General features: G+C 47.5%; 18 protein-coding genes. 6 read left to right on the top strand and 12 right to left on the bottom strand.

Features of this window, described 5'->3' with window-relative positions; translation table 11 throughout:
- Positions 1-8 precede the first annotated feature (8 nt).
- The 6 genes from AWQ24_RS14355 to AWQ24_RS14380 form a co-directional block, all read right to left on the bottom strand.
- Positions 9-911 (bottom strand): acyl-CoA desaturase, encoded by a 903-nt coding sequence (locus AWQ24_RS14355; RefSeq protein WP_065717209.1) that lies wholly within the window; start codon positions 909-911, stop codon positions 9-11.
- Positions 912-1,003: 92 nt separating this feature from the next.
- A complete protein-coding gene (locus AWQ24_RS14360) occupies positions 1,004-1,672 on the bottom strand; it encodes a Mo-dependent nitrogenase C-terminal domain-containing protein (protein WP_065717210.1) in 669 nt (222 codons plus the stop codon).
- A 218-nt stretch (positions 1,673-1,890) separates the two neighbouring features.
- Positions 1,891-3,009 carry a response regulator gene (locus AWQ24_RS14365; RefSeq protein WP_065717211.1) on the bottom strand — a complete coding sequence of 373 codons (1,119 nt, stop codon included), beginning with the start codon at positions 3,007-3,009 and terminating at the stop codon, positions 1,891-1,893.
- A 202-nt stretch (positions 3,010-3,211) separates the two neighbouring features.
- On the bottom strand, positions 3,212-4,828 hold the full coding sequence (locus AWQ24_RS14370; RefSeq protein WP_065717212.1) for an RluA family pseudouridine synthase: 1,617 nt from the start codon (positions 4,826-4,828) through the stop codon (positions 3,212-3,214).
- Positions 4,829-4,904: 76 nt separating this feature from the next.
- The gene (locus AWQ24_RS14375; RefSeq protein ID WP_065717213.1) at positions 4,905-5,351 is read right to left on the bottom strand and encodes a hypothetical protein; all 447 of its coding nucleotides are present in this window, start codon (positions 5,349-5,351) and stop codon (positions 4,905-4,907) included.
- 26 nt (positions 5,352-5,377) lie between these two features.
- The gene (locus AWQ24_RS14380; RefSeq protein WP_030007698.1) at positions 5,378-6,265 is read right to left on the bottom strand and encodes a glycerophosphodiester phosphodiesterase; all 888 of its coding nucleotides are present in this window, start codon (positions 6,263-6,265) and stop codon (positions 5,378-5,380) included.
- Positions 6,266-6,362: 97 nt separating this feature from the next.
- On the opposite strand from AWQ24_RS14380, the gene ccmA reads away from it, so the two are divergent.
- Positions 6,363-7,217, top strand: coding sequence for a heme ABC exporter ATP-binding protein CcmA (gene ccmA, locus AWQ24_RS14385; protein ID WP_012308426.1), 855 nt, complete (start codon positions 6,363-6,365; stop codon positions 7,215-7,217).
- Between the two features lie 20 nt (positions 7,218-7,237).
- On the opposite strand, the gene AWQ24_RS14390 is transcribed toward ccmA, so the two are convergent.
- The 5 genes from AWQ24_RS14390 to AWQ24_RS14410 form a co-directional block, all read right to left on the bottom strand.
- The gene (locus AWQ24_RS14390; protein WP_065717214.1) at positions 7,238-7,813 is read right to left on the bottom strand and encodes a Uma2 family endonuclease; all 576 of its coding nucleotides are present in this window, start codon (positions 7,811-7,813) and stop codon (positions 7,238-7,240) included.
- Between the two features lie 75 nt (positions 7,814-7,888).
- Positions 7,889-9,139 carry a glucosylglycerol 3-phosphatase gene (gene stpA / locus AWQ24_RS14395; RefSeq protein WP_065717215.1) on the bottom strand — a complete coding sequence of 417 codons (1,251 nt, stop codon included), beginning with the start codon at positions 9,137-9,139 and terminating at the stop codon, positions 7,889-7,891.
- A 112-nt stretch (positions 9,140-9,251) separates the two neighbouring features.
- Entirely contained in the window at positions 9,252-10,760 is a 1,509-nt protein-coding gene (gene glpK, locus AWQ24_RS14400) for a glycerol kinase GlpK (protein WP_030007700.1), read from the bottom strand.
- A 78-nt stretch (positions 10,761-10,838) separates the two neighbouring features.
- Positions 10,839-13,187: a glucosylglycerol hydrolase gene (gghA, locus tag AWQ24_RS14405; RefSeq protein WP_065717216.1), complete on the bottom strand. Its 2,349-nt coding sequence runs from the start codon at positions 13,185-13,187 to the stop codon at positions 10,839-10,841.
- A gap of 179 nt (positions 13,188-13,366) precedes the next feature.
- On the bottom strand, positions 13,367-13,603 hold the full coding sequence (locus tag AWQ24_RS14410) for a hypothetical protein (protein ID WP_030007702.1): 237 nt from the start codon (positions 13,601-13,603) through the stop codon (positions 13,367-13,369).
- A gap of 120 nt (positions 13,604-13,723) precedes the next feature.
- Here AWQ24_RS14410 and AWQ24_RS14415 point away from each other — a divergent pair, with 120 nt between their 5' ends.
- The 3 genes from AWQ24_RS14415 (at position 13,724) to AWQ24_RS14425 (ending at position 17,235) form a co-directional block, all read left to right on the top strand.
- Positions 13,724-15,157 (top strand): MFS transporter, encoded by a 1,434-nt coding sequence (locus tag AWQ24_RS14415; protein ID WP_065717217.1) that lies wholly within the window; start codon positions 13,724-13,726, stop codon positions 15,155-15,157.
- A 160-nt stretch (positions 15,158-15,317) separates the two neighbouring features.
- Positions 15,318-16,508, top strand: a complete 1,191-nt coding sequence (locus AWQ24_RS14420) for an MFS transporter (protein ID WP_065717218.1) — start codon at positions 15,318-15,320, stop codon at positions 16,506-16,508.
- 97 nt (positions 16,509-16,605) lie between these two features.
- Positions 16,606-17,235, top strand: a complete 630-nt coding sequence (locus AWQ24_RS14425; protein ID WP_083993551.1) for a DUF1353 domain-containing protein — start codon at positions 16,606-16,608, stop codon at positions 17,233-17,235.
- A 78-nt stretch (positions 17,236-17,313) separates the two neighbouring features.
- On the opposite strand, the gene AWQ24_RS16480 is transcribed toward AWQ24_RS14425, so the two are convergent.
- Positions 17,314-17,532, bottom strand: a complete 219-nt coding sequence (locus AWQ24_RS16480; RefSeq protein ID WP_198161489.1) for a hypothetical protein — start codon at positions 17,530-17,532, stop codon at positions 17,314-17,316.
- Positions 17,533-17,588: 56 nt separating this feature from the next.
- On the opposite strand from AWQ24_RS16480, the gene AWQ24_RS14430 reads away from it, so the two are divergent.
- A complete protein-coding gene (locus AWQ24_RS14430; RefSeq protein WP_065717220.1) occupies positions 17,589-18,482 on the top strand; it encodes a hypothetical protein in 894 nt (297 codons plus the stop codon).
- A 69-nt stretch (positions 18,483-18,551) separates the two neighbouring features.
- Positions 18,552-20,450, top strand: coding sequence for a hypothetical protein (locus AWQ24_RS14435; RefSeq protein WP_065717221.1), 1,899 nt, complete (start codon positions 18,552-18,554; stop codon positions 20,448-20,450).
- Positions 20,451-20,709 lie beyond the last annotated feature (259 nt).

Here is a 20,709-nt window from a genome sequence, read left to right on the forward strand (position 1 = left end):
GGGAAAATCTAGGGATTGGCCGCGTTTTGTAGATCGGTAACGGTGGGTTGTTTTAGCTTACTGGCTAATCCCATACGCTCCAGGAGACAAATAAAAGAGTAGGTAAAGTCCGGTAGGTATTTCACCTTACCTTTTTGAATCGTGATTCCGTGGCGTACCGACCAACCAAAGGCATGGTGCAGATTGTGCCAACCTTCCCCAAGGGCAAGGACAGCAACCCAACTATTGTTACGGCTGTGATCGGTGGTTTGGAAAGGGCGATCGCCCCATTTGTGACAAACGGAATTCACGAAAGCGACACCATGGAACAGGAGGGTGGTGCTGATGAAAAATGCGGCCAGATATTCCAGGCCGCCGACCCCATAGGACAATGCGCCTAGGGCAATGAGGGGCACAAAATGGAAGCGATCAATCAGTTTCAGGATTGGATCTCGCTCAATGTCAGCGGGCAATTTTTTCGGGAAGGTATTGGGAGAAATGAGCCAGCGGTAATGGGCCCACCAAAACCCCTCTTTGGAGCTGTGGGGATCACCGGGATGGTCGCTAAACCGATGGTGATCTTTGTGGTGGGCTTTCCACCAACTCGGCCCCATTTGCCCCGCCGAGGCGGTAATAAAACTGCCGATCCATTTCACCCAGGGGGAAGCTTGGTAGGCTTTGTGGGTCAGGAGACGGTGGTAGATGGCAGTGGTGCCGAGCATTCTCAGCCAGTACCAAAAGATAATCCAAAGAACAGCTCCCCAACTGAGACCTGTAAAAAAGGCGATCGCCATGCCGAGATGACAAAGGATAATCCAAACTGGGCCAGTGGCATAGCTGAGGCGAGTCAGTCGAGAATAGTTGTGGGGACGGGGATTAGGTTGTGGTGGTGTAGAGGGAATCGGGTCAAGAACGTTGCTGTAATGCGTCAAAATGCTTTCCTAACGAGTTGAGAATATCTTCTATGAAACTGTGTTTTTACATAACTTTACAACTCGTGAGTCCCGAATCCCTTGCGGTCGGGTCAAATAAATTCGGAAATGTCTTCGTCACAGTCATCGGCTAAATAAGATAAGGAACGGAAGCGGAGGCCGACCAATTGTTCATAGAGGGGGTTGAGTTTGCACATTGGCGGAATATGGACAATTTTTTTGCCAAATAGCTTGATATCCCGCTCAAAGGGGCATTGGGGTGGCACCATTTTACAGATGAAGCGGGCCACGCGGGGATCGTCGATGTCCATGCCATCGAGCCAGTTGCGGATTGGTTTAAGGGCATCAAGGTGAATTTCTGGTTGGGGGGTTTCGGTGGTGACAGTTTCGGGGTCGTAGAGGGTTTTTTCAAGGTTATGGAGGGCGCTGAGATCTACCCCAAGGGCTTTCCCAAAGGCTTTGATTTGATCGGCTTCAACAATAGAATAGACCCCATCGGCGATCGCCATCATTACCGCTGTCCGGAGAAAATTTTCGCGGGTATTGAGATCTTCTCCGAGGTCAGCCGCCAACTCTTGACCCGCAATCGGTTCTAAGTCCCCTAGGCTACTGTGGGGGGCGAGTTCGTCCTGGGTCAGTCGCGTAATAAGCTCTTGCTCTTCGGCATCAAAATGACCATCGGCCCAGGCAATGGTCAGTAGTCCCCGTAACCAAGCCGTGATTTGGCGATCGCTGTAGACAGTTGTGCTCGCAGAACTCATAGCTGTTTCAAAAATCTGTAACTCTTTCCCCATTGTAGGCAAGAAATCAAGAAGCCATAGAAAATACGCTGAAATTAATCCATGCCCCAACAAGATTAAGATCTAATTATCAATTTTTGGGCTGATTTAACTAAATTAATGAGGTAAAATCGATGTTATTTATTGATTTTTAATAAGCCAATTTTCTAAACACTGTTTTGTGATTCACAGAATATTTTTTAAGTATTTTTTGGGGGTAGATCAAAACCAAAAGTAAAGCAAAATTTAGCCCCTTGGTTAACCCGTGTTTCGGCCCAGATCTGTCCCCGATGCACTTCGATAATACGCCTAACAATTGCTAAACCAACTCCTGTTCCTTCAAATTCAGATTGGGTGTGAAGTCGCTTAAATGGCAGGAAAATCTCTTCTAGATGTTCTGCGGTAAAACCAACACCATTATCTTCTAGACAGTAGGTTTGAGAATCGATTTTATAGAACTTTATTTGAGGATTTTTGACCTTGCTGGTGTATTTCCAGGCATTTTCAAATAGGTTTTCAAAGGCCATCTTAAGGAGCGGGCGATCGCCTAGGATAATCACATCCGGTTCGATTTTAATTTCTATGGCTCGATCAGGGGTTTCACCTTGGAGATCCTGAATAATTTCTATGGCAATTTCACTTAAATTAATCTTCTCAAGGGTTAATTGCTTTTCTTTAATTTCTGCAAGGCGCATCAAGTCAGAGATGATATGATTCATTTCCTTAGCAGAATTCGCAATAATCTCTAACGTCTCTAAGGTTTCTTCGTCAAAGGTATCAACATCACCTAAGAGCAAGTCACAAAACCCTAATAATTTCGTTAATGGTCGCCGTAAATCGTGGGAAACCATATAGTTAAAGGATTTTAGATCTTGGTTGATCTGGGCTAACTGGTTATTTTTTTCTTCAAGCTCCTGGGCATTACGCAAAATCTTAAGTTGATTTTCAACGCGCACAAGCACCTCATACATATCAAAGGGCTTATTGATATAGTCAACGCCCCCTAAGGAAAAAGCCTTCACCTTATCGAAAACATCATTTAAAGCACTGATGAAAATAATGGGAATTTTGGCGGTGTCTGGATTAGCCTTTAGTCGTTGACAAACGCCGTAACCATCTAAGATGGGCATTTTAATATCCAGCAGGATCAAATCAGGGGGATCCGCTGCCACTGCTTTGAGGGCTTGTTTGCCATTGATCACCTGTCGCACTTCGTGGCCCTTTTCAACCAAAATTTCTGAAAGAAGTTGTAGGTTTTCAGGAACATCATCAACAATTAAAATATCGCCTCGGTGCTGCAGATAAGAATCTTGAATCATAATGCTTAAGTTCACCACATTGGCTTTGGAATTACCCCTGGCAGGATGGCATTGAAATGATGAGAATTACGTGCGTTAAAACATTGGTTTGGCTTAAACCCTAGTTTTCTTTTATTATTCCATTAATTTTTTTAGAAAAATGTAAAGAGTTCAAAAAGTATGCCATCCGGCTTTCATGATGCTTATTCTGATGATACAAACGTTAAAATTCTGGGGCGCTCTGGATTGTGTGTGGGTTTTTGGTTTCGGGGTGCATAAAAGTTAAGGCTGTGGCCTGGAGATGTAGACGGGAGGCGGCCCGGTTGCCATAGAGGCGATCGCCAAGGATCGGATTGTTTAGCCCGTCGGGGTGGGCGCAATGAACCCGGAGTTGATGGGTGCGGCCTGTGATTGGCTTGAGTTTGAGGCGATGGGAATCTAATTTAACGAAATGAGTTTCGCTGGGTTTGCCCCGTTGCGCATCTACTTTTTGCCGGGGGCGATCGCCAGGGTCTGCCCAGAGGGGAAGGGTAATCATTCCTTCTGGACGCTGAATTTTTTCCTCTAGGAGGGCTTCGTATTCCTTATGAATTTTGCGGCGGCGAAACTGGGTTTGCAGATTCTGTTGGGTTTCAGCATTTTTGGCAAATAAAAGAATTCCGGATGTATCTTGGTCGAGGCGATGGACAAGGAAAATATCCTGATAATCGCGGCGCAATCGGGAAAATGCACTGTCATAGGTCTGGCTACTGCGCCCTGGAATCGAGGGGAGACCAGCGGGTTTATGGATGGCAATTAGGCTGTGGTCTTCGTAGATGATTTCTAGGGGGATTTCTGGGGTTGTCAAAATATCTTGAAACGACTTTCCCCCCAAGCCCGAAAGCAAAAAACCGAGGATCGGTTGGCAACGCTCTTCACAAGCTAAATAGAATTCGCCTACTTGTTTGTCAGGGCTGTTTTTACCCCACCAAAACTCGGCCATGGCCAAGGGTTTAAGGTTCTGTTTCGCAGCGTAGTTGAAGAGTTTGGGCGCACAACAATCGCCGGTGCCGGTGGGTAAACCAGTGGGAAATAAATCGGAGATCGCCTTTGATTCTCCTTGAAAATTTTTGAGGTGATAGACCTGGTGCATCCGTTTTTGGAGGGTGCGCGACAGGGTTTTGCGGCGTTGGCGGAGGCTTTGTAAGTCTTGATCAGCTTGGTCAATAATCACCGTGAGATGATTAATCTCTTGATCCCTGGCCTGTTTGAGATCGCGTTTGTGGTTGCTTTCCTGGCGACTTTCTTCTTCAAGGGCGGCGATCGCTTGCGCTAATTCGGCTCCTGTTAAATGGGTCTGGTAAACCTCGCGTTTTTGGCGGCGTACCTGTTTTTTCTGACGACGTTCTTGATTAAACTGCGCGATTTTTGTTTGCCATTGTTGCTGTAACGTTTGGTAAGTTTTTCGTTCTGGTAGGGTTTCTAGGCGTTGGATTTCCCGGCGGATCTGGCGTAACTGGGCGAGAATTTCTTGTTCTTCTAAAATCAGGCGATCGCCCCCATCCATTGGCGGCACCCAACCGGGGAGAACTTTTTCGCCTTTAAGTAGTCCTGAAAATGCCTTGAGAAATACCCGTTGCCCGGTGGCCGTTTCTGCTAGCAATACCCCGTACATTTTCCCTTCCCAATTGAAATCCGGATTTTCCCGAAGCTCTGTCATTAACTGTTGGGCGATCGCCTCAGCATTTTTGGTGCGGGGGAGACGACAAAGTTGTTTAGTGGCCGGACAAACCCCCTCATACCAAGCAGTAACAACATCGGGTTCCAATTGTGGTTGATAGGGGAATCGGGGCGAAGCCATGACAATACGACGCTCATCTTTTGTAAACGTAAGCCCTTTATTTTAGGCGTGAGCACACCGTTTGTCCGCTGGTGACCTATGCGATTGCCAATAGTTGGCGCAAACATAATATTGATTGGCGTGCCTCAAACTTAAATGCTGCCGTGACAAAAATATAGCCGAAAATAAGCATACCCACGGGAATAAAACCGATTAGAACAATAGATAATTCTAGTAAATGAAAAGCGGCGATCGCTAACAATCCAGAAGCAAAACCCAGCCAACCAACCATGAAGCAGATTATTAAAATATGCGGGGCTATTGTCACTTTAATAATGCTTCCTTCCCTTGTGGATTTGATTTTACCTTTCATGATCGGCAGAAAAGAATTTGTGTAATGGATCACACGTCGAATTTCAAATGTGTTTTGGCTGACGGTACCTCGAACAATGCGATTTTGAATGGCATCGGCTAATCTTTGTCGTACTGCTGCTGGTTGAAGATGTGTTTTGAGAATTAACTGAGTAAAAGGGCGAAAAGTCATCGTTTAGTTTGGTCTTGGTTGCGTCTTTAGAATACTTCGCCGCCGTCTAGGAGCTGAGCCATTGGTTGCGGTTGCTGCTGGAGATGCTGCTGGAGGTGACGGGGATGATCAGTAATGAAATAATCAATGTTTTGTTCTACAAGGCGATCAATCTGGGCTAATTCTTGGGCCAATTTTTTCGGGTTTTGACTTTTATGGGGCGGTGAAAAGATTGTCCAAGCGCCGACGGCTAATTGGTGTTGATGGAGTCGCTGAATGGTTTGTTTTTTAAATAGATTAACGTTAAGACTGACTAAGCTGGCATCGAGGATTTTTTCTAAAATGTGGCTTTCGGTAAATTTGCGAATGAAGAAATTTTTGGTCACCAAAGGCGAGTAGAGAATACCTGTTTCAATGGGGTGATGGGTGAGCTTCAGCCAGATCAAAGCCCAAATACTAAAGGAGGTAACAAATGCTTCCTGTTGCAGCTCCATTTTTTCGATCAATTGGGCGACGGCAATGCCCGTTTTCCGTTGCTGGAGGTTGAGGCGGGGGGCTTTCATCTCGATATTGATTAACAATTTGCCCCGCAGTTCGCTCAACACATCTTCAAGGAGAGGAATTTTTTCGGGTTGGGGATAGGTGTAGGTTTGTTTGCCGATTTTGAGGGACTCTTTAATGCGCAGGGTCTGGATCTCTGGCCAGGTCATTTCAGTAATTTTTCCTGTGACCCCCGTCAGCCGTTTGGTATAGAGGTCATGGAAAACTACCAATTTGCCATCCTTTGTGAGGAAAGTATCGAGTTCAACGCCGTCTAAACCCAAGGCGATCGCCTTTTGGAAACCCGCCATGGTATTTTCTTGGTGATCGGTCACAACTCCCCGATGGCCGAAGATTAGGGGATGTGCGGACGGCTGAAAAAATCTCGATTGCATCGCGGAAAAATCCTCTAATCACTTCTCCCACGGTAAAAAGTAACAGCGCGACAGGGCATAATGGGGACAGTAAACTTTACAAACAGTTACAAATTCCATGACATCTGCGGCGGTTTCCCTCGATAAAGTCACCAAGGTTTTTAGTAAAGTCCCGGTGGTCAATGAGCTTTCCTTTGCGATTCAAGCTGGGGAAATGTACGGTTTGTTGGGGCCAAACGGGGCGGGGAAATCCACCACGATTCGGATGTTGATCACCCTCACCGAACCCACAAGCGGCAAAATTTCCATTGCTGGGGAAGATGTGATGCAAAATCGCGCCCATGCCAAACGCAATATCGGCGTGGTGTTGCAACAGATGAGTGTGGATGTGGATCTCACTGTTTGGGAAAACTTGGAATTCCATGGCCGCCTGCACCATATTCCCAATCCCCGTCGGCAACGGTTAATTCGCCAGTCTTTAGAATATGTGGAACTGAGCGATCGCCGCGATGCTCTGGTGAAAACCCTATCGGGGGGGATGAAACGCCGCGTCCAGATTGCCCGTGCTCTGTTGCATGAACCCAAAATTCTCTTTCTCGATGAACCCACCGTTGGCCTGGATCCCCAAACCCGCCGTCGTCTCTGGGAAATCATTCGTGACCTCAACAAAAACGGCATGACGATTCTCCTGACCACCCACTACATGGAGGAAGCTGCTACCCTCTGCGATCGCATTGGCATTATGGAAGCGGGCCGCCTGATCGATGAGGGCACTTTCGAGGAACTCCAGGCAAAACATGGCAAAGGTTTAGTCGTCAAACAAAAAGGCGATCGCTGGGAATACAAATTTTTCCCGACCCTCCAAGAGGCAGAACATTATCTCGACAACTTGCCCGATAAAACCAGCATGATGGTGCGCGAATCCAACCTCGAAGATATTTTCGTCGAACTCACCGGGCGGCAGTTGGACTAAGTTTTGAACGAAGTAAACGCTTACCAAATGGTACTCAAATCCAATTGAAAATTCGGTAAGACAGTTTCACCATCGAGAAACTCAGGTTGCTCAAGAATTTCTACGGGTTGACCGCTGCGATACACCTCAACTTGCCGATTTTGACGATTAATTAGCCAACCCAACCGCGACCCATTGTCGATAAATTCCTGTAATTTTGCTTGGGTGCGGGCCAGGGAATCCGTCGGTGACAATAGCTCCACAATAAAATCCGGACAAAGGGGTAAAAATCTCGTCTTTACTTCCGGTGCGAGGGCTTCCCAGCGCACCAAGGGAATCCAGGCAGCATCGGGCGATCGCATCGCCCCATTGGGCAAAATAAACCCGCCGGAAGAATCAAAGGCCATACCTAGCTTTGTACGACGGTTCCAAGCCTGCAGTTGATAGGACAGATCAATATTGCGGTTGCTAGTTTCGCCACTAGTGGGGGACATAATCGCTAAATCTCCTTGGGCATTCCGCTCAAAACGAAAATTTTTATTTTGCTGGCAGAGTTGAAAAAATTGTTCGTCGCTGAAATTGCAATTTTCAAGATTTAACTCTAAAGGAAGGGTCATGTCCATTGCCTAAACTTCCACCGGTGGGCTACTACTGCCATTATAGTGAGCTTGTTCAAGGCTCAAATTCACCTCTTATTTTTCAGCCCGGTTTGTCGCAGCTTGTTGAAAAAGAGCTGTGTATTGTTCAAAACCTCCCGGAAAAGCAACGTTAATTCGTAACGGATCAGCCGGATCAGTAATGCCCTCAATCACTTGGGTTTGACCATTGATTGTCCCCAGTTTTAAGGGAATCCGATTTTTTAATTCCCCATGGGAGCTGTCGATATACACGACGAGATTGCCGCTCTTTGCCCATTTACCAATGTCTTGGACGAGCTGAAGGAATAGGCGATCGCTCCCCCCCCGTCGAACTTGATCGCCTTCGGTGTGACTTGTGACCGTATCGCCGACGCCAACAATTAAGGGCATCAATTGCGGATCAAAATTGTCTTGCACCAGTTGCAATAGTTCCTCGTGGTTTTGGGGCGCTTGGCGAGCGTTAAAGGTTTCCCCTAGGGGATAGTGGCCCGTGCGTTGGGCATAGTAATAATTCAGCAGCACTAAAACCCCCGCTTCTTTGACGGCACCACGCACCATAAACTGAAAATCTGTGGTGCCAGAATCCTTGGCTGTGGCAAAGCGAACAATTTCTTTCCCCACATTATTTCTGCCTAAATTGGGCGCATAGTGCACGAAAAAACTATTGTCTAAACCCTGTTGGCCAGCTTTTTCAAGCAAATCATTCATCAGGATTTCCATGGTGTGCTGGAGGTCTTGGTAAATCTCAAGGCGATCGCCTAAATATTCGGCCAGGACATTTAAATTTGCCGTTGGTGAAACGAGATTATCTAAAACCGACGCATGGATCAGCTCAGGTTGAAGCTCAGTGGGGAAAACATCAGCATATTTAGTAAAAAATCGCCCTAAACATTGACCAATCAAATCTGGCACTGTCCCAAGAAAATCTAGCTCTGCTTGGCTGACACCGGGATGGGAAATTTGACCGTTATCCGTCTGCCATTGCACGCCCCCCGCCGCTAAACCGGGTAAATAGCTTGTTTCATCTTTGGCTTCAACATTGCGAAATGCCCGTTCGACGATGCGATTTACTCCCCTTCTGCCTTCATGTTCACCGTTGGTGAGGACAAAAAAGTGGTCTTTAAACTTGCGTGTGGCACGAATATAGCCAGGATCTATTTTGCGGGTTAAAGGGTCTTTGACTAACCCCATGCAAACCCCATCAAGATCCTGAATAATGAGTAGATTTTCTGTGTTGCTGAGGGTTGAAAGGAAAGCTTCATGATCAAGGGAATAATGTTGGTCATGGAGCAGTAAAGCAGTCATAAAGTCTTTTTAAATTCAATGGGTGTGCAGTAGTTGGGGGAATTCGCATTCCCTAGATCTTCTTTGTGAAGGGGGACTTGCTGTGGGCAGAAGCCCTCCCCAAGGAGGAAGTTTAGGCCCAGTTTTTCGCTCGTTCAACGGCTTTTTGCCAGACTTTGAAATGGGCTTGGGCTTGGGAGGCGTTGGCACTGGGTTTAAAGACGTAATCAATTTTGCGGTTTTGCACCAGGGTTTGGTAATCATCCCAAAAACCGACGGCTAATCCGGCGGCAAAGGCTGCCCCCTGGGCCGTGGCATCGAGGACAGCGGGACGTTCTACAGGAATGCCCAATACATCGGCTTGGAATTGCATCAGAAAGTCGTTATTGCACGCGCCGCCATCGACTTTTAATTCTTGGATCGGGGTACCAGAATCTTGGTTAATCGCTTCGACTACTTCTTTGGCTTGGTAGGCGATCGCCTCTAGGACAGCCCGCACCATGTGTTCCTTTTTTACACCTCTCGTTAAACCGAGAAATGCGCCCCTAGCACTCATATCCCAGTGGGGTGCCCCTAGGCCACTCAGGGCAGGGACAAAGTAAGCGCCGCCATTATCGTTCACCCCTTGGGCAAGATCATTCGTTTCCGCCGCCGTTTCGATAATTTGTAGGCCGTCGCGCAACCATTGGATACAAGCCCCAGCGGTAAACATACTCCCTTCGAGGGCATAGCCGATATCGAGATTTGTGCCATCATGATGGGCTTGGGTGCAGGCGATGGTCGTTAGGAGCTTATGTTTGGAGCGTTTAATCTCGTCGCCCGTGTGCGCCACCAAAAACGCTCCTGTGCCATAGGTGCATTTCAATAAGCCGGGGCGATCGCAACCATGGGCATAGAGGGCCGCCTGTTGATCCCCAAAGATGGCGGTGATCGGAATTGCCGCCCCCAATAAACTTGGATCGGTTTTGCCAAATTCCCCTAGGCTCGACTGCACCGTTGGCATCATCTGGCGAGGAATATCGAATAAATCCAACAAATCCGGATCCCAATCTTTTTGGTTGAGATTAAGCAACATTGTCCGGCTGGCGTTGCTGTGATCTGTGGCGTGGACTTTGCCTCCCGTGAGGTTCCACAAGGCCCAGGTGTCAATGGTTCCAGCGAGGACATTATTGGGGTTAATGGCGCTATTTTCCTTAGCCCAGCTTAATAACCAATTCAGTTTCGTCGCCGAAAAATAAGCATCCAACACCAAGCCCGTTTTATCGTAAATTTCTGCCGCTTTGCCTGCCGCACTGAGGGTTTGACAGAGGGGAGCCGTCCGTCGATCCTGCCAGACAATTGCTTTATGAAGTGGTTTGCCAGTGGTTTTATCCCAGAGGACACAGGTTTCCCGCTGCACCGTCAGGCCAATCGCCGCGATATCCTGGGTTTCAATGCTGCTATTGTTGACGACCTGTTGCATGACGGCTTTGGTGTCGTTCCAAATTTCCGTCGCGTCATGTTCGACCCAACCGGGCTGGGGATAATATTGGGTTAATTCTTTATAGGCTTGGGCAACAATATCACCTTTGTGGTTAAACAAAAGGGCACGATTACCAGTGGTGCCGAGGTCTAACGCAAGAATGTATTTTTGATGGGCCATGGTCATTATTAAATAAGGTTTTTTAAATGGGTTAAATGAGGTTAAAAAAGTGTGTTTTCTAGGCTCGAAAGACATTATTTAAGGAGGAATTTCAGATAACAGAAAACCTTCGCCATTGTGCAGGTGAATTTGGGCTAAGTCATGGATGGTGTTGAGCTTCAAAGTCGGTGTGGCGATCGCCACCTGCCAACGATCCAAATCCAGGGCGAGCCATTTGCTAATCTCAACGGTCTTCGGAGCCCCGGCCATGTGCGCCACTAACACAAGCCGCTGTTGGGTGTCGGGATTGGTGCGCCTGCCGTAGAAAATGGTGCGTTGGTGATCCGACCAATGGTGCAGGCGATCGCCCCTTGCAGGATCGAGATGATTTCGCAGCCAAGGCTGGGCCTGGCGATATTGCCGCAAACGTAAATTAAAGCTCGCCCGCTCATCCGGCACCGCTCCACAATAATGGGAGACCCGACAAGCCTCGTGGCCATCCTCCATAAAGGCGATCGCTATTTCCTTCAGGTTGGCAATGGTAATCGGCTTTAAAAAATCAAATTGTGGTTCTAATTCGGTTTGCAGAAAAATCGCCAGCTTTGGTAGATCATAGCCAATCGCTTCAATGGCCTGTTCCACTGCCTTAAAGAACTGCCGCATTAACGAGAGATCATAAAAGCCCATGGTTTTAAACCGCCGAAATGCCCAGGATTGTCGGTAAATTTCCGGCGTAATTTGCCAATAGAGAAAGCCAATTTCGTCCGCCATAATTTTGACGGCATATTGGTCATCTGTATTCCGAAAAAAGCCCCAGGGAGTATGCATTAATGCATTTAAAAAATCCATCGGAATCCCTGGACTAAAGCCGTGGATCCACAATTGGGTTGCCGGGTTATCGTAGGCATTTTGTAAAATTTCTGGCAAAGAATCCCCTAAATATTCATTAATGCGAATTGCGACGGTGTTAATGTGGTTGCCCTTGCGTACCGTGTCATGGTTGGCACAACCGGTCACCCAGCGATCGCCATGGGCCATAATTTTGCACACATCCCGCCATTCCCGTTGCCAAAATCCCTGTAACGTGGGCGTATTATGCTCAAAGATCAACGGACTCCACTGAAAACAATCGGGCTTTAGGTAAATCAAATCCAAATGGGTGGCCATATCTTCCCAACCGACATTGGGCCAGGGGCGACCATCTTCATAAATGGTGTACAGCTCGCGGGTCGCCGTGCCAACGGTTTGGGGTACCGCAGCCATCTTCAGCAGGAAATCATTGTCATAGTCTAGTTGGCCGGAAATGGCGTCGGACACTTGAAAATCTTGACCCCCATCCACCCGAATCCCATCGGCTCCCAGATTAATTTTTCGCCGTTGCAACTCCAGGAGAACAGCCCGCACCATCGGATTTTGCTGATTCGTATCATGGCCATACATATTTGCGCCCCGAAAAAATTGCGTATTAATTAATCCCAGGGCTTGGTGATGGATATGCCCATAAACTAAGTCAAAAATAATCTGGATCGGGCGGGCAAAGGCGGTGTGGAGCGTGGCAATAAAATCCACAACTTCGGCGGGTCTGAGGGTACTGAGGAGGGCGGGACTGGTGGCCGCGGCCCCTAAAATCAGATCGTCATAGCCCCAATTTTGGGTGTCTGGTTTTTTCAAGTGAACTTGTACTTCTTGGTTGGCGATCGCCCGAATTTGCCAAAAAGCATGAATCATTTTATTTTCGGCGGGGCGAAATTCCACCGTGGGTTCAATGGGTAACAGTTCAATCGCATCAAAGCCCACATAGTTTTTTTCAGCGGCGGTGAGGGGTTGGCTATTGGCCAATTTGCGGGCGAGGTCACGGTAAATGCGGCTAAGTCCAGCCAGGGTGCCCGTGGGGGAAGCGGTACCGACATGGATTTGCAAAATATTGCGGGGCGGCGTAACCCAAGTTTCCTGGTGAAAATAGTCGCGGTCGGCCCTGTCGCGCTCCAGTTGCGCCATGTCGTACAGCTCGGCTGGCGCAAACACACCGTAGGGGAGGGAGTGGGCAAAGACGTCGCGGATAATCTGTTCACCACTGCGGAGCCAATAAAACGATCCCGCTTGGGTACGGGTGCCAGCCTTGAGACCCGCCACAACACCCCAGGCAAATTCCCCTTGGCGCGGCAGCTCTAGCACCTCCCGACGGAACGGAATGACTTGATCGGCAAGGCGAAAATCGATTGCCTCCATGGGCGTAAAAACTTCGAGGCAAACGGGGCGATCGCCCACCTCCGGAATCCAAAATCCCACTTGGGTCAGGCCATCACTGCCATAGGTTGCGCCCAATTTCTGACTCAGTTGTTGCCCCCGCTGAAATGGGTCTGGGGTGCCCGTGGCGATCGCCTTAGCCCAGGTCAATAAAGCTTGGGTGGGGGCTTCGACAAGTTGAATGGGGGGTGAAATATTCACGCGAACCTTAGGGCAAAACTGTAATTGACAATTTACCCGTGCTTGCTACAGTCGCCATTTTACTATGTTGACCTTAGTGACAAAAAATTCCAAAGCTAGTTTGTCACAATAAAGTTGATCGATGCAGTGCTCCCAATTATGGGACAGAAAATTTTTTTGACTGTGGCGATCGCCTTGGATTATCTGCCAAAGATGATCGGAATAATAATCGCCAATGTTGCCGCCACAATCAGGCTAAAAGCAAGGTTAACGACTTGGGTAGAGGCTTTTTGGTATGTATCGACGCGGTCATTAATAATCCGCACATCACCATCTAACTTGCCGACCTTGTCGCCAAGGGAACTGATTTCAGAACCCAATTTTTCCAAAGTAGCTTCAATTCGGTCTAGTTTTTCACTGGTTCCACTTTCAGGCATGGGCATCATTGCTTAGGATAATCTCATTTTACACTGCCCAGTAAAGTGGCTAAAACACCATCAAGGGCATCGGCTCTGGGCAAATAGTGTTAGTTTTTAGACTGTTGCGTGAACTTGTTAATGTCCAATCCGTCTTCTAATCCACCCCACCAGGCCCTTGCTCCCCTCAAACTGAGTACCCAACTGGCCTATGGTGCAGGCACCGTTGGTGTTTCTATGACTGGGAATATCCTGGTCTTTTTTGTCTTATTTTTCTTTACGGATGTGGCGGGTTTACCACCGGATAAAAGCGCCTTAATTCTGATGGTGGGCAAGGTAATGGATGCCATTAGTGATCCTGTTGTGGGCTGGTTGAGCGATCACACTACTTCTCGCTGGGGGCGGCGTTTTCCCTGGATGATCTTTGGGGTGGTTCCCTTTGCGTTGTGCTTTGTGGCTATGTGGGGCATTCCTACCACGAACACCCAGTGGTTGTTGATCTATTACATTACCTTGGCGCTGATTTTCAATACAGCCTACACGGTGATTTTTTTACCCTATGTCGCCCTCACCCCAGAGTTGACGTCTGATTATAATGAGCGCACCCAACTCAATAGTTTTCGGTTTACCTTTGCCATTGGGAGCAGTATTTTGGCGCTGGCGCTGGCCCAGGGAGTTTTTCGGGTGGTGCCGGTGGTGTCCCAGCGTTATCTTGTGTTGGCGGTAATCACAGCGGCGATCGCCCTTGGCAGTATGTATTGGTGCGTGCGTGGTACGTGGCAGCGGGTGCAGTTCATGGAGCAGTATCGTCAACAGCACCAACAGCGCCACCAACCCCGTTTATCCTTGGTGCAGCAACTACAGATTGTTTTTAATAATCGCCCGTTTCTGCTGGTGATGGGCATTTATCTCTGTTCCTGGCTGGGGGCGCAACTTACGGCGGTGGTGATGCAATATTTTGTAGTGAGTTGGCTAGGGCTTTCGGATTTTGTCTTTACCCAGTTTGCCCTGGTGGTGCAGGGAACAGCCCTACTAATGTTATTTGTCTGGAGTCGCCTCAGTCGCCGTTGGGGTAAACGCACCGTTTATGCTCTAGGCATGGGGTTCTGGATTATCGCCCAGGCAGGGTTATTTTTCCTACAACCGGGTCAAGAAAAATGGCTGTTTTTGTTGGGATTTATGGCGGGCCTGGGGGTTTCAACGGCCTATTTGATTCCCTGGTCGATGTTGCCGGATGTGATCGAACTCGATGAACTGCGCACCGGGCAGCGACGGGAAGGGGTTTTCTATGCGTTTATGGTGATGCTCCAAAAGCTCGGCATTGCCTTTGGGATTTATATTGTCGGCAAAGCCCTTGATTGGGCGGGCTACATTGAGCGGGTTCCGGGTAGTCCCCCGGCGGTACAGCCAGATTCTGCCCTCTGGGTGATTCGGTTGGTGATTGGCCCTTTGGGGACGGTATTGCTCATTGGGGGATTGATCTTGGCTTATTTTTATCCAATTACCCAAGGGTTTCATGCTGAGATCCGCCGCAAACTCCAAGCGAGCGATCGCCTATCCAGTCCAGCCAAATAAAACAGGATTGATCCTGTAAGTAAATACTTAATTTTTTGTTCTCTAGATTGGTTGGGATAGCTTAGTTTTTTATCGCAAGATTGCAAGATGTAAGGCTTTTATAGCGGGCTAAACGTTCTTCGCTATGGTGAAAAAAATTGTGGCGGCATAGAACAAGTTTATGGCAACCAAACAGAACAATATTCTTTGGCGACGGGTAATGGCGATCGCCGCAATCCAGGCAGCGATTACTTTAATGTGGATTGCCTATCGTGCCTATCTCGGTACGTTGTTGGGCGGGTGGGGATTTTCAGAGGATTTTACGGCGCAACTGTTGACGGTAGAGGTTTTACTGGCGGTGGTGATGGAACCGGTATTTGGGGCCTTGAGTGATCGCCAACAGCGTTTTTTAGGGAGTCGGTTGCCTTTAATCAGCTTGGGGGTGATTTTAGCGGCGGCTATTTTCATTGGCCTGCCAATCTTGGGAGTGTTTCAATTGCCATTGCGGTGGGTGTTGCCCGCAGTTGCCATTGCTTGGGCCTTGGCGATGACGATGTTTCGTACCCCGATTTACGTGCTACTGCTCAAAAGTACCCCCAGCCGCGCCGAGTTGCCCCTCGCCATCTCTGTGCTGACGATGGTGATCGGGGTGATGGGCGTCCTGAAACCGAGTATTCAAAATGGATTGTTAGCGGTGGGAGCTTTACCGGCTTTCCTCGCGGGATCAGTGACGTTGTTAATCGCCTCTTTGTGTTTAGGGTTGGTGCTACCGAAGCCTGCTGCGCCCCTAATTGAGGAAGCCCCTACCCCAAGCCCCTTACCCTGGCTGGGTTTTGTACAAACAATCCTCATGGCGATCGCCCTCACGTGGGGGAGTGCAATTGTTTTACAGCGGTGGCTCGATTTATTTGGTTCAATTCCGTTGACGTTAGGGATCAGTGTCGGCCAGGGCTTAAATTTGCTGGTGGCGATTTTGGCGATTCCTGTAGGTTGGCTAACGCTCCGGTGGCAGCGATATCCCCTCTTGGGTGTTGCCTTTGGTTGGTTGACCGTCATTCTCTTGCTGCTGTTGGGGGCGCCCGCCCAGGATGGCGGTTATATGGTTATTGCTCTTCTCTGGGCCTGGGCCTTGGCGACCGTCAGAAACGGCACTTTACCCTACATTTTTAAGACAATTCCGGGGGATTGGGCTGGCTTGGGCATCGGCATCTTTTTTGGAATTTCTGGCCTTGCGGGGATGGTTTTGTCCCAGTGGGTACCAGCAGAAGCAAACCGTTTGCAGGGCTTGATCGGGGTGGTTTGTTTGGCGATCGCTGCAACTCTAGCGCTCATTCCCCATCGGAAAAATGGGAGCGCTACTCCAAAACCATAGCCGTAGGAGTTCTGGCTCATCATTGCCCTAATTCTTTTCTTTTTTTCTGGGTCAAAGCTAACTTTCTTCAACACAAAATTGAGATTTTGGAAATGCCATGAGAAAAAAACTAAAAGTAAGAGTAGGAATGGTCATTTTGGCGATCGCCGTCATTGCCTTCATTCTGCGCTTGAGAAGCCCAAGTGGGGAGTTTGTCCCAGTTGAGTACAATAGCGCCGTTGCCCGCTTTCGCAACACCATTAAAACGGAGTGGATTCGTGCGACCGATCCCGAGGCTTCAAGACAGTTTCGGCTACTGGAACCGGTCGAATATATCGCTTCAGATCAAAGTATCTGGCAGGCGAAAGCGGGTTCAATTATTGACGGGGCGTCAATCCCACGGGCTTTCTGGACGATTGTCGGGGCACCGACTACAGGGCCTTATCGTGATGCTTCGGTTATCCATGATGTTTACTGCGATAGTAAAGAGCGTTCTTGGGAGGAGACCCACTGGGTTTTTCGGGATGCCTGTCGGGCAGCGGGCTTGGGGCCATGGCAAGCCAATTTATTATATTTAGCGGTGTTTCATTACGGCCCGATCTGGACGGATGATGGCATTCTACAACAGGAGACAGTCCAGGTCGATGATGAGACGGCAACAAGAATGGCCGAATTCTGTCAGGAGAACCCGGATCTTTCCATTGATGAACTGCACAAATTAGATCCCAAGATTTGGGAAGATTCATAAGAAATATTTCAATATCGCGTGCTTTGTAAACCAGACTACTTTTCTGCCACAAGATTCCAATTTAGGGTGTAACAGTAGTCACAGTATTTTTTGTCCAAAAAAACTCAAGCAACCTCCACTGCTTTTCAGGTCAAAATCTAAATCTTTTGAGTTTTTGCTTGATGTAATGATCCTATTGGCATAGGGGAACTCTACATATGCATCACCTAATTCAGTGCTTTGAATGAATGCAACTCGGTACTTTGGTTCAAAAAAATCCTGAGTATCGCCCGGAGAACTACTTTTCAGAAGCTGCATAGGTTGAGTTTTTGAGAACTACTATTGCGAAAGCAAACAATTGTCATAGAGGAAAAATGAAAAACTCTCTGTTTAAAGGCTTCAACTTAGCGCTAGTTTCTCTGCTTGGCTCGGCCTCAATGACTTCGGCTTCAGTCTGGACGAATCCCCCACCTTCAATCGAAATCAACGACGTGACCGTTTACGACCAAGACGAGATTGGTGGTGATGATGTTTATCTCAAAATATGGCAAACCAAGTGGGGAAATAAAGTCAAGTTGCTCCTTGAGACAGGTGTCGTCACAATTTCCGAAGGAGATTCACATAATTTTTTCATTCCCACATTAGATTTTGGCCCCAATGCAGACGACAAGATCTTGATTGAAGTTTGGGATCAAGACGGTGGTCTGAGGGGTTCAGACGACTTACTTTATAGCTTGTCCTATGGCCCTGATAGCAATGCGCTACCCAGCTTTATTGCTGGAGACCCTAATTGGGGCAATATTGATGTTGAGGTTTGCGATCGCGAGTGCCATTGGCAAAAGTTTCAAGAGTTCCAAGCCCAGCGCAATCAGCCACGGCAATCAACTTATCTTGTCTCCATTGACTGTTCTCATGCGGGCATTACCAACGAAGGTACAACCAATCGCATCACCATTGAATTTTGGTCTGGCAACACGATGGCCCACTCCATATTTTCTGATAATTTCAGTGATTCGGCCTGCTCTAGTCAAAATCAAACAATTACCTATGTTTCCAGTCAAAATATCAGCCATGCTGTTTTAAAGACCAATGGCGAAAATGCTTTCTTTATTGATGCTATGCAAATTTCAAAAAATGGTCAGCAGATCGCCCAACACGATACAAACAACTTTTTAGGATATTGTCTCTCCACTGATCCAAGTGATGCGACTCGCACTTGGAAAAACTATGTTGACTCCTGTGTATCAAGTCGCGAGTTTAGTTTTTAAGCGTCTAAATGATTCCGTCTTTGACCACTACATTAATACACTCTTTTAAGCCTACATAACTTTAAAGAAATGAAAAAGATTCTGAAAGCCTGCTTATTACACTCAACTGCTGTCAGTGTCAGCCTCTTGAGTTTCTCCTTTGGAGTCCGGGCACAAACACCACAAACACCAGCCGATGAAATTAGCCCACCTGTAACCGACCTGCTTTTCGGCATCGAACGGATGATGGGTTCAGATTCAACTCTTGTGGAAACCGCCCTAGAAGGATTTGCCAATAAATATGGCGATGCTGTCAGATCAACAGATCACGTTCAGGGGATTACCATGACAGCTAGCGGTCGCATAGTCCTCTCATATTCTCGTCAAGATCCCTCAAAGGAAAATTGCTCAGGCATGCTTATATATTCCAGTTCTTTCAATCCCGCTAGTCCAAATAGAGAATTAGATTGGAATTTTTACTGCGAGACGAGTAATACAGATACTAATAACCCCCCAACAGGATTAGGCCCAGAAGCTCATCCAAGTAGTCTTCAGGCCAGTGGCGATATCCTTGCAGTGGGGACTCATCGCGGTACACGCTTCTACTATCTCGGATCCAATGGGATTGAGTCGCTTCATCCTAATACCGCGATAACCTGGGCAGTGGTTAACTCCGCCGGTGAGCGTCAATTAGATGAGGATGGTAACCAGAAGAATGGACGAGATGCGACGGGACTTGTCTATAACCATATAGATAATCGTTTTTATTTATTGAATGCGGCTGGCACAGTTACACCAAGTGAAGAGAGTATTCAACTTTGTCGTAGTGATCAAAATATCTCTCTCCGGAAAGCACAAGGTGCTGTATTCACTGACTGCATAGTAATCGACGATGTCTATGTCTCTGGCCAGGGGTCAAACCTGATTATGCAAGAGGATGGCACCATGTATTTAGTGTCTACTTTCAGTGAACGTGAGGAGCCAGGCAGCGGCGATTGGACCGCCTACGGCATACAGTGCAACATTTCAAGGGCTAGTCCTCTTTCTCTTGTGTCTGGGATTGATATTTTTGATGATCAGCTATACGTGACTCGACTGGACTATGATGCTGAAACAGCCACCATAGTCCATAATGAAAACCTTGGGAAGACACAATTTGACCCATGTGTGCACCATCGACCTAGTTTTAGATTTGCTGGAGCCATTGCAACTGCAGGAAATGGTGATTTGCTTGGATTGTGGTCAGGTCGTCAGAATCCACCTGTACTTAGTCTTGGAGATAGTTTTGAGTTTGCTTTCCAGGACTTGCCACAACCAATCAAAAGTGCGAGTGTTTCGGAAGAGAAAGCTTACCTGTTCCGTGAGAACAATACCTATTATCGATATACAGATAGCCAAGGGGTAGATCCCGGTTATCCGGCGTCGACCAGCAGAAACTGGGATTTTGATGTCGAGGGTGATGATAAAGAGATTCTTGGAGCCGTTCGCTATGACAATGGTCATGTTTATCTCTTTTTAGAAAATGGGTATTACAGTCGGCTCGAAAAAGATGGTTCAACTTCTCCGGGGTATCCGGTGAAAATTACAGACAATAATTGGCCTGGTTTAGCACCTTACGCTGAAAGGATTAGAGCTGTGATTAATTGGGGCAATGGTAATATCTACTTTTTCCTAGAAAACCGGGGTCCCTTTGGAGGAACTTTACTCGGAAACGGGGAATATGTTCGCTATAACATTGCCAAAAATAGAATAGACCTTGGCCCTCGATCTATTGAAGGACCCTGGGGAATTTTAGGTGATTATGACACCGATATTACTGCAGCAGTTAACTGGTGGAATGGTAAAGCCTATTTTTTCCTTGAAGGAGGCGAATATATACGCTGGGATATCGATACCGATGAAACTGCTGGTCCTATCAGAACGTCAAAATATTGGCCAGGAGTTAGTGATGACGAAGACATCACGGCTGCATTTCGCCACCAACGCTGATAAATTAGTGACTTCCTGTCAGAATAAAATTTCTAGGAACGGAATTGGTCTATTTTTCAACTGATTACTGTTGCTGAAATCGCTACCATCAAAACGCCGGAGGTAGTTTAATGTCCAAAATTATATTTGTTAGATATCGACTATCAAGCCATGGCGGCATACAAAAGAACTAATCTAGGGCCTCATATAAAATAAACAGTTAAAACTTAATAAGTAAAGCCTCTTAACGAGAAAATTTTTATAGAATTAACACAATTGG

The organism is Picosynechococcus sp. PCC 8807 (assembly GCF_001693295.1).
Taxonomy (GTDB): Bacteria; Cyanobacteriota; Cyanobacteriia; order Cyanobacteriales; family MRBY01; genus MRBY01.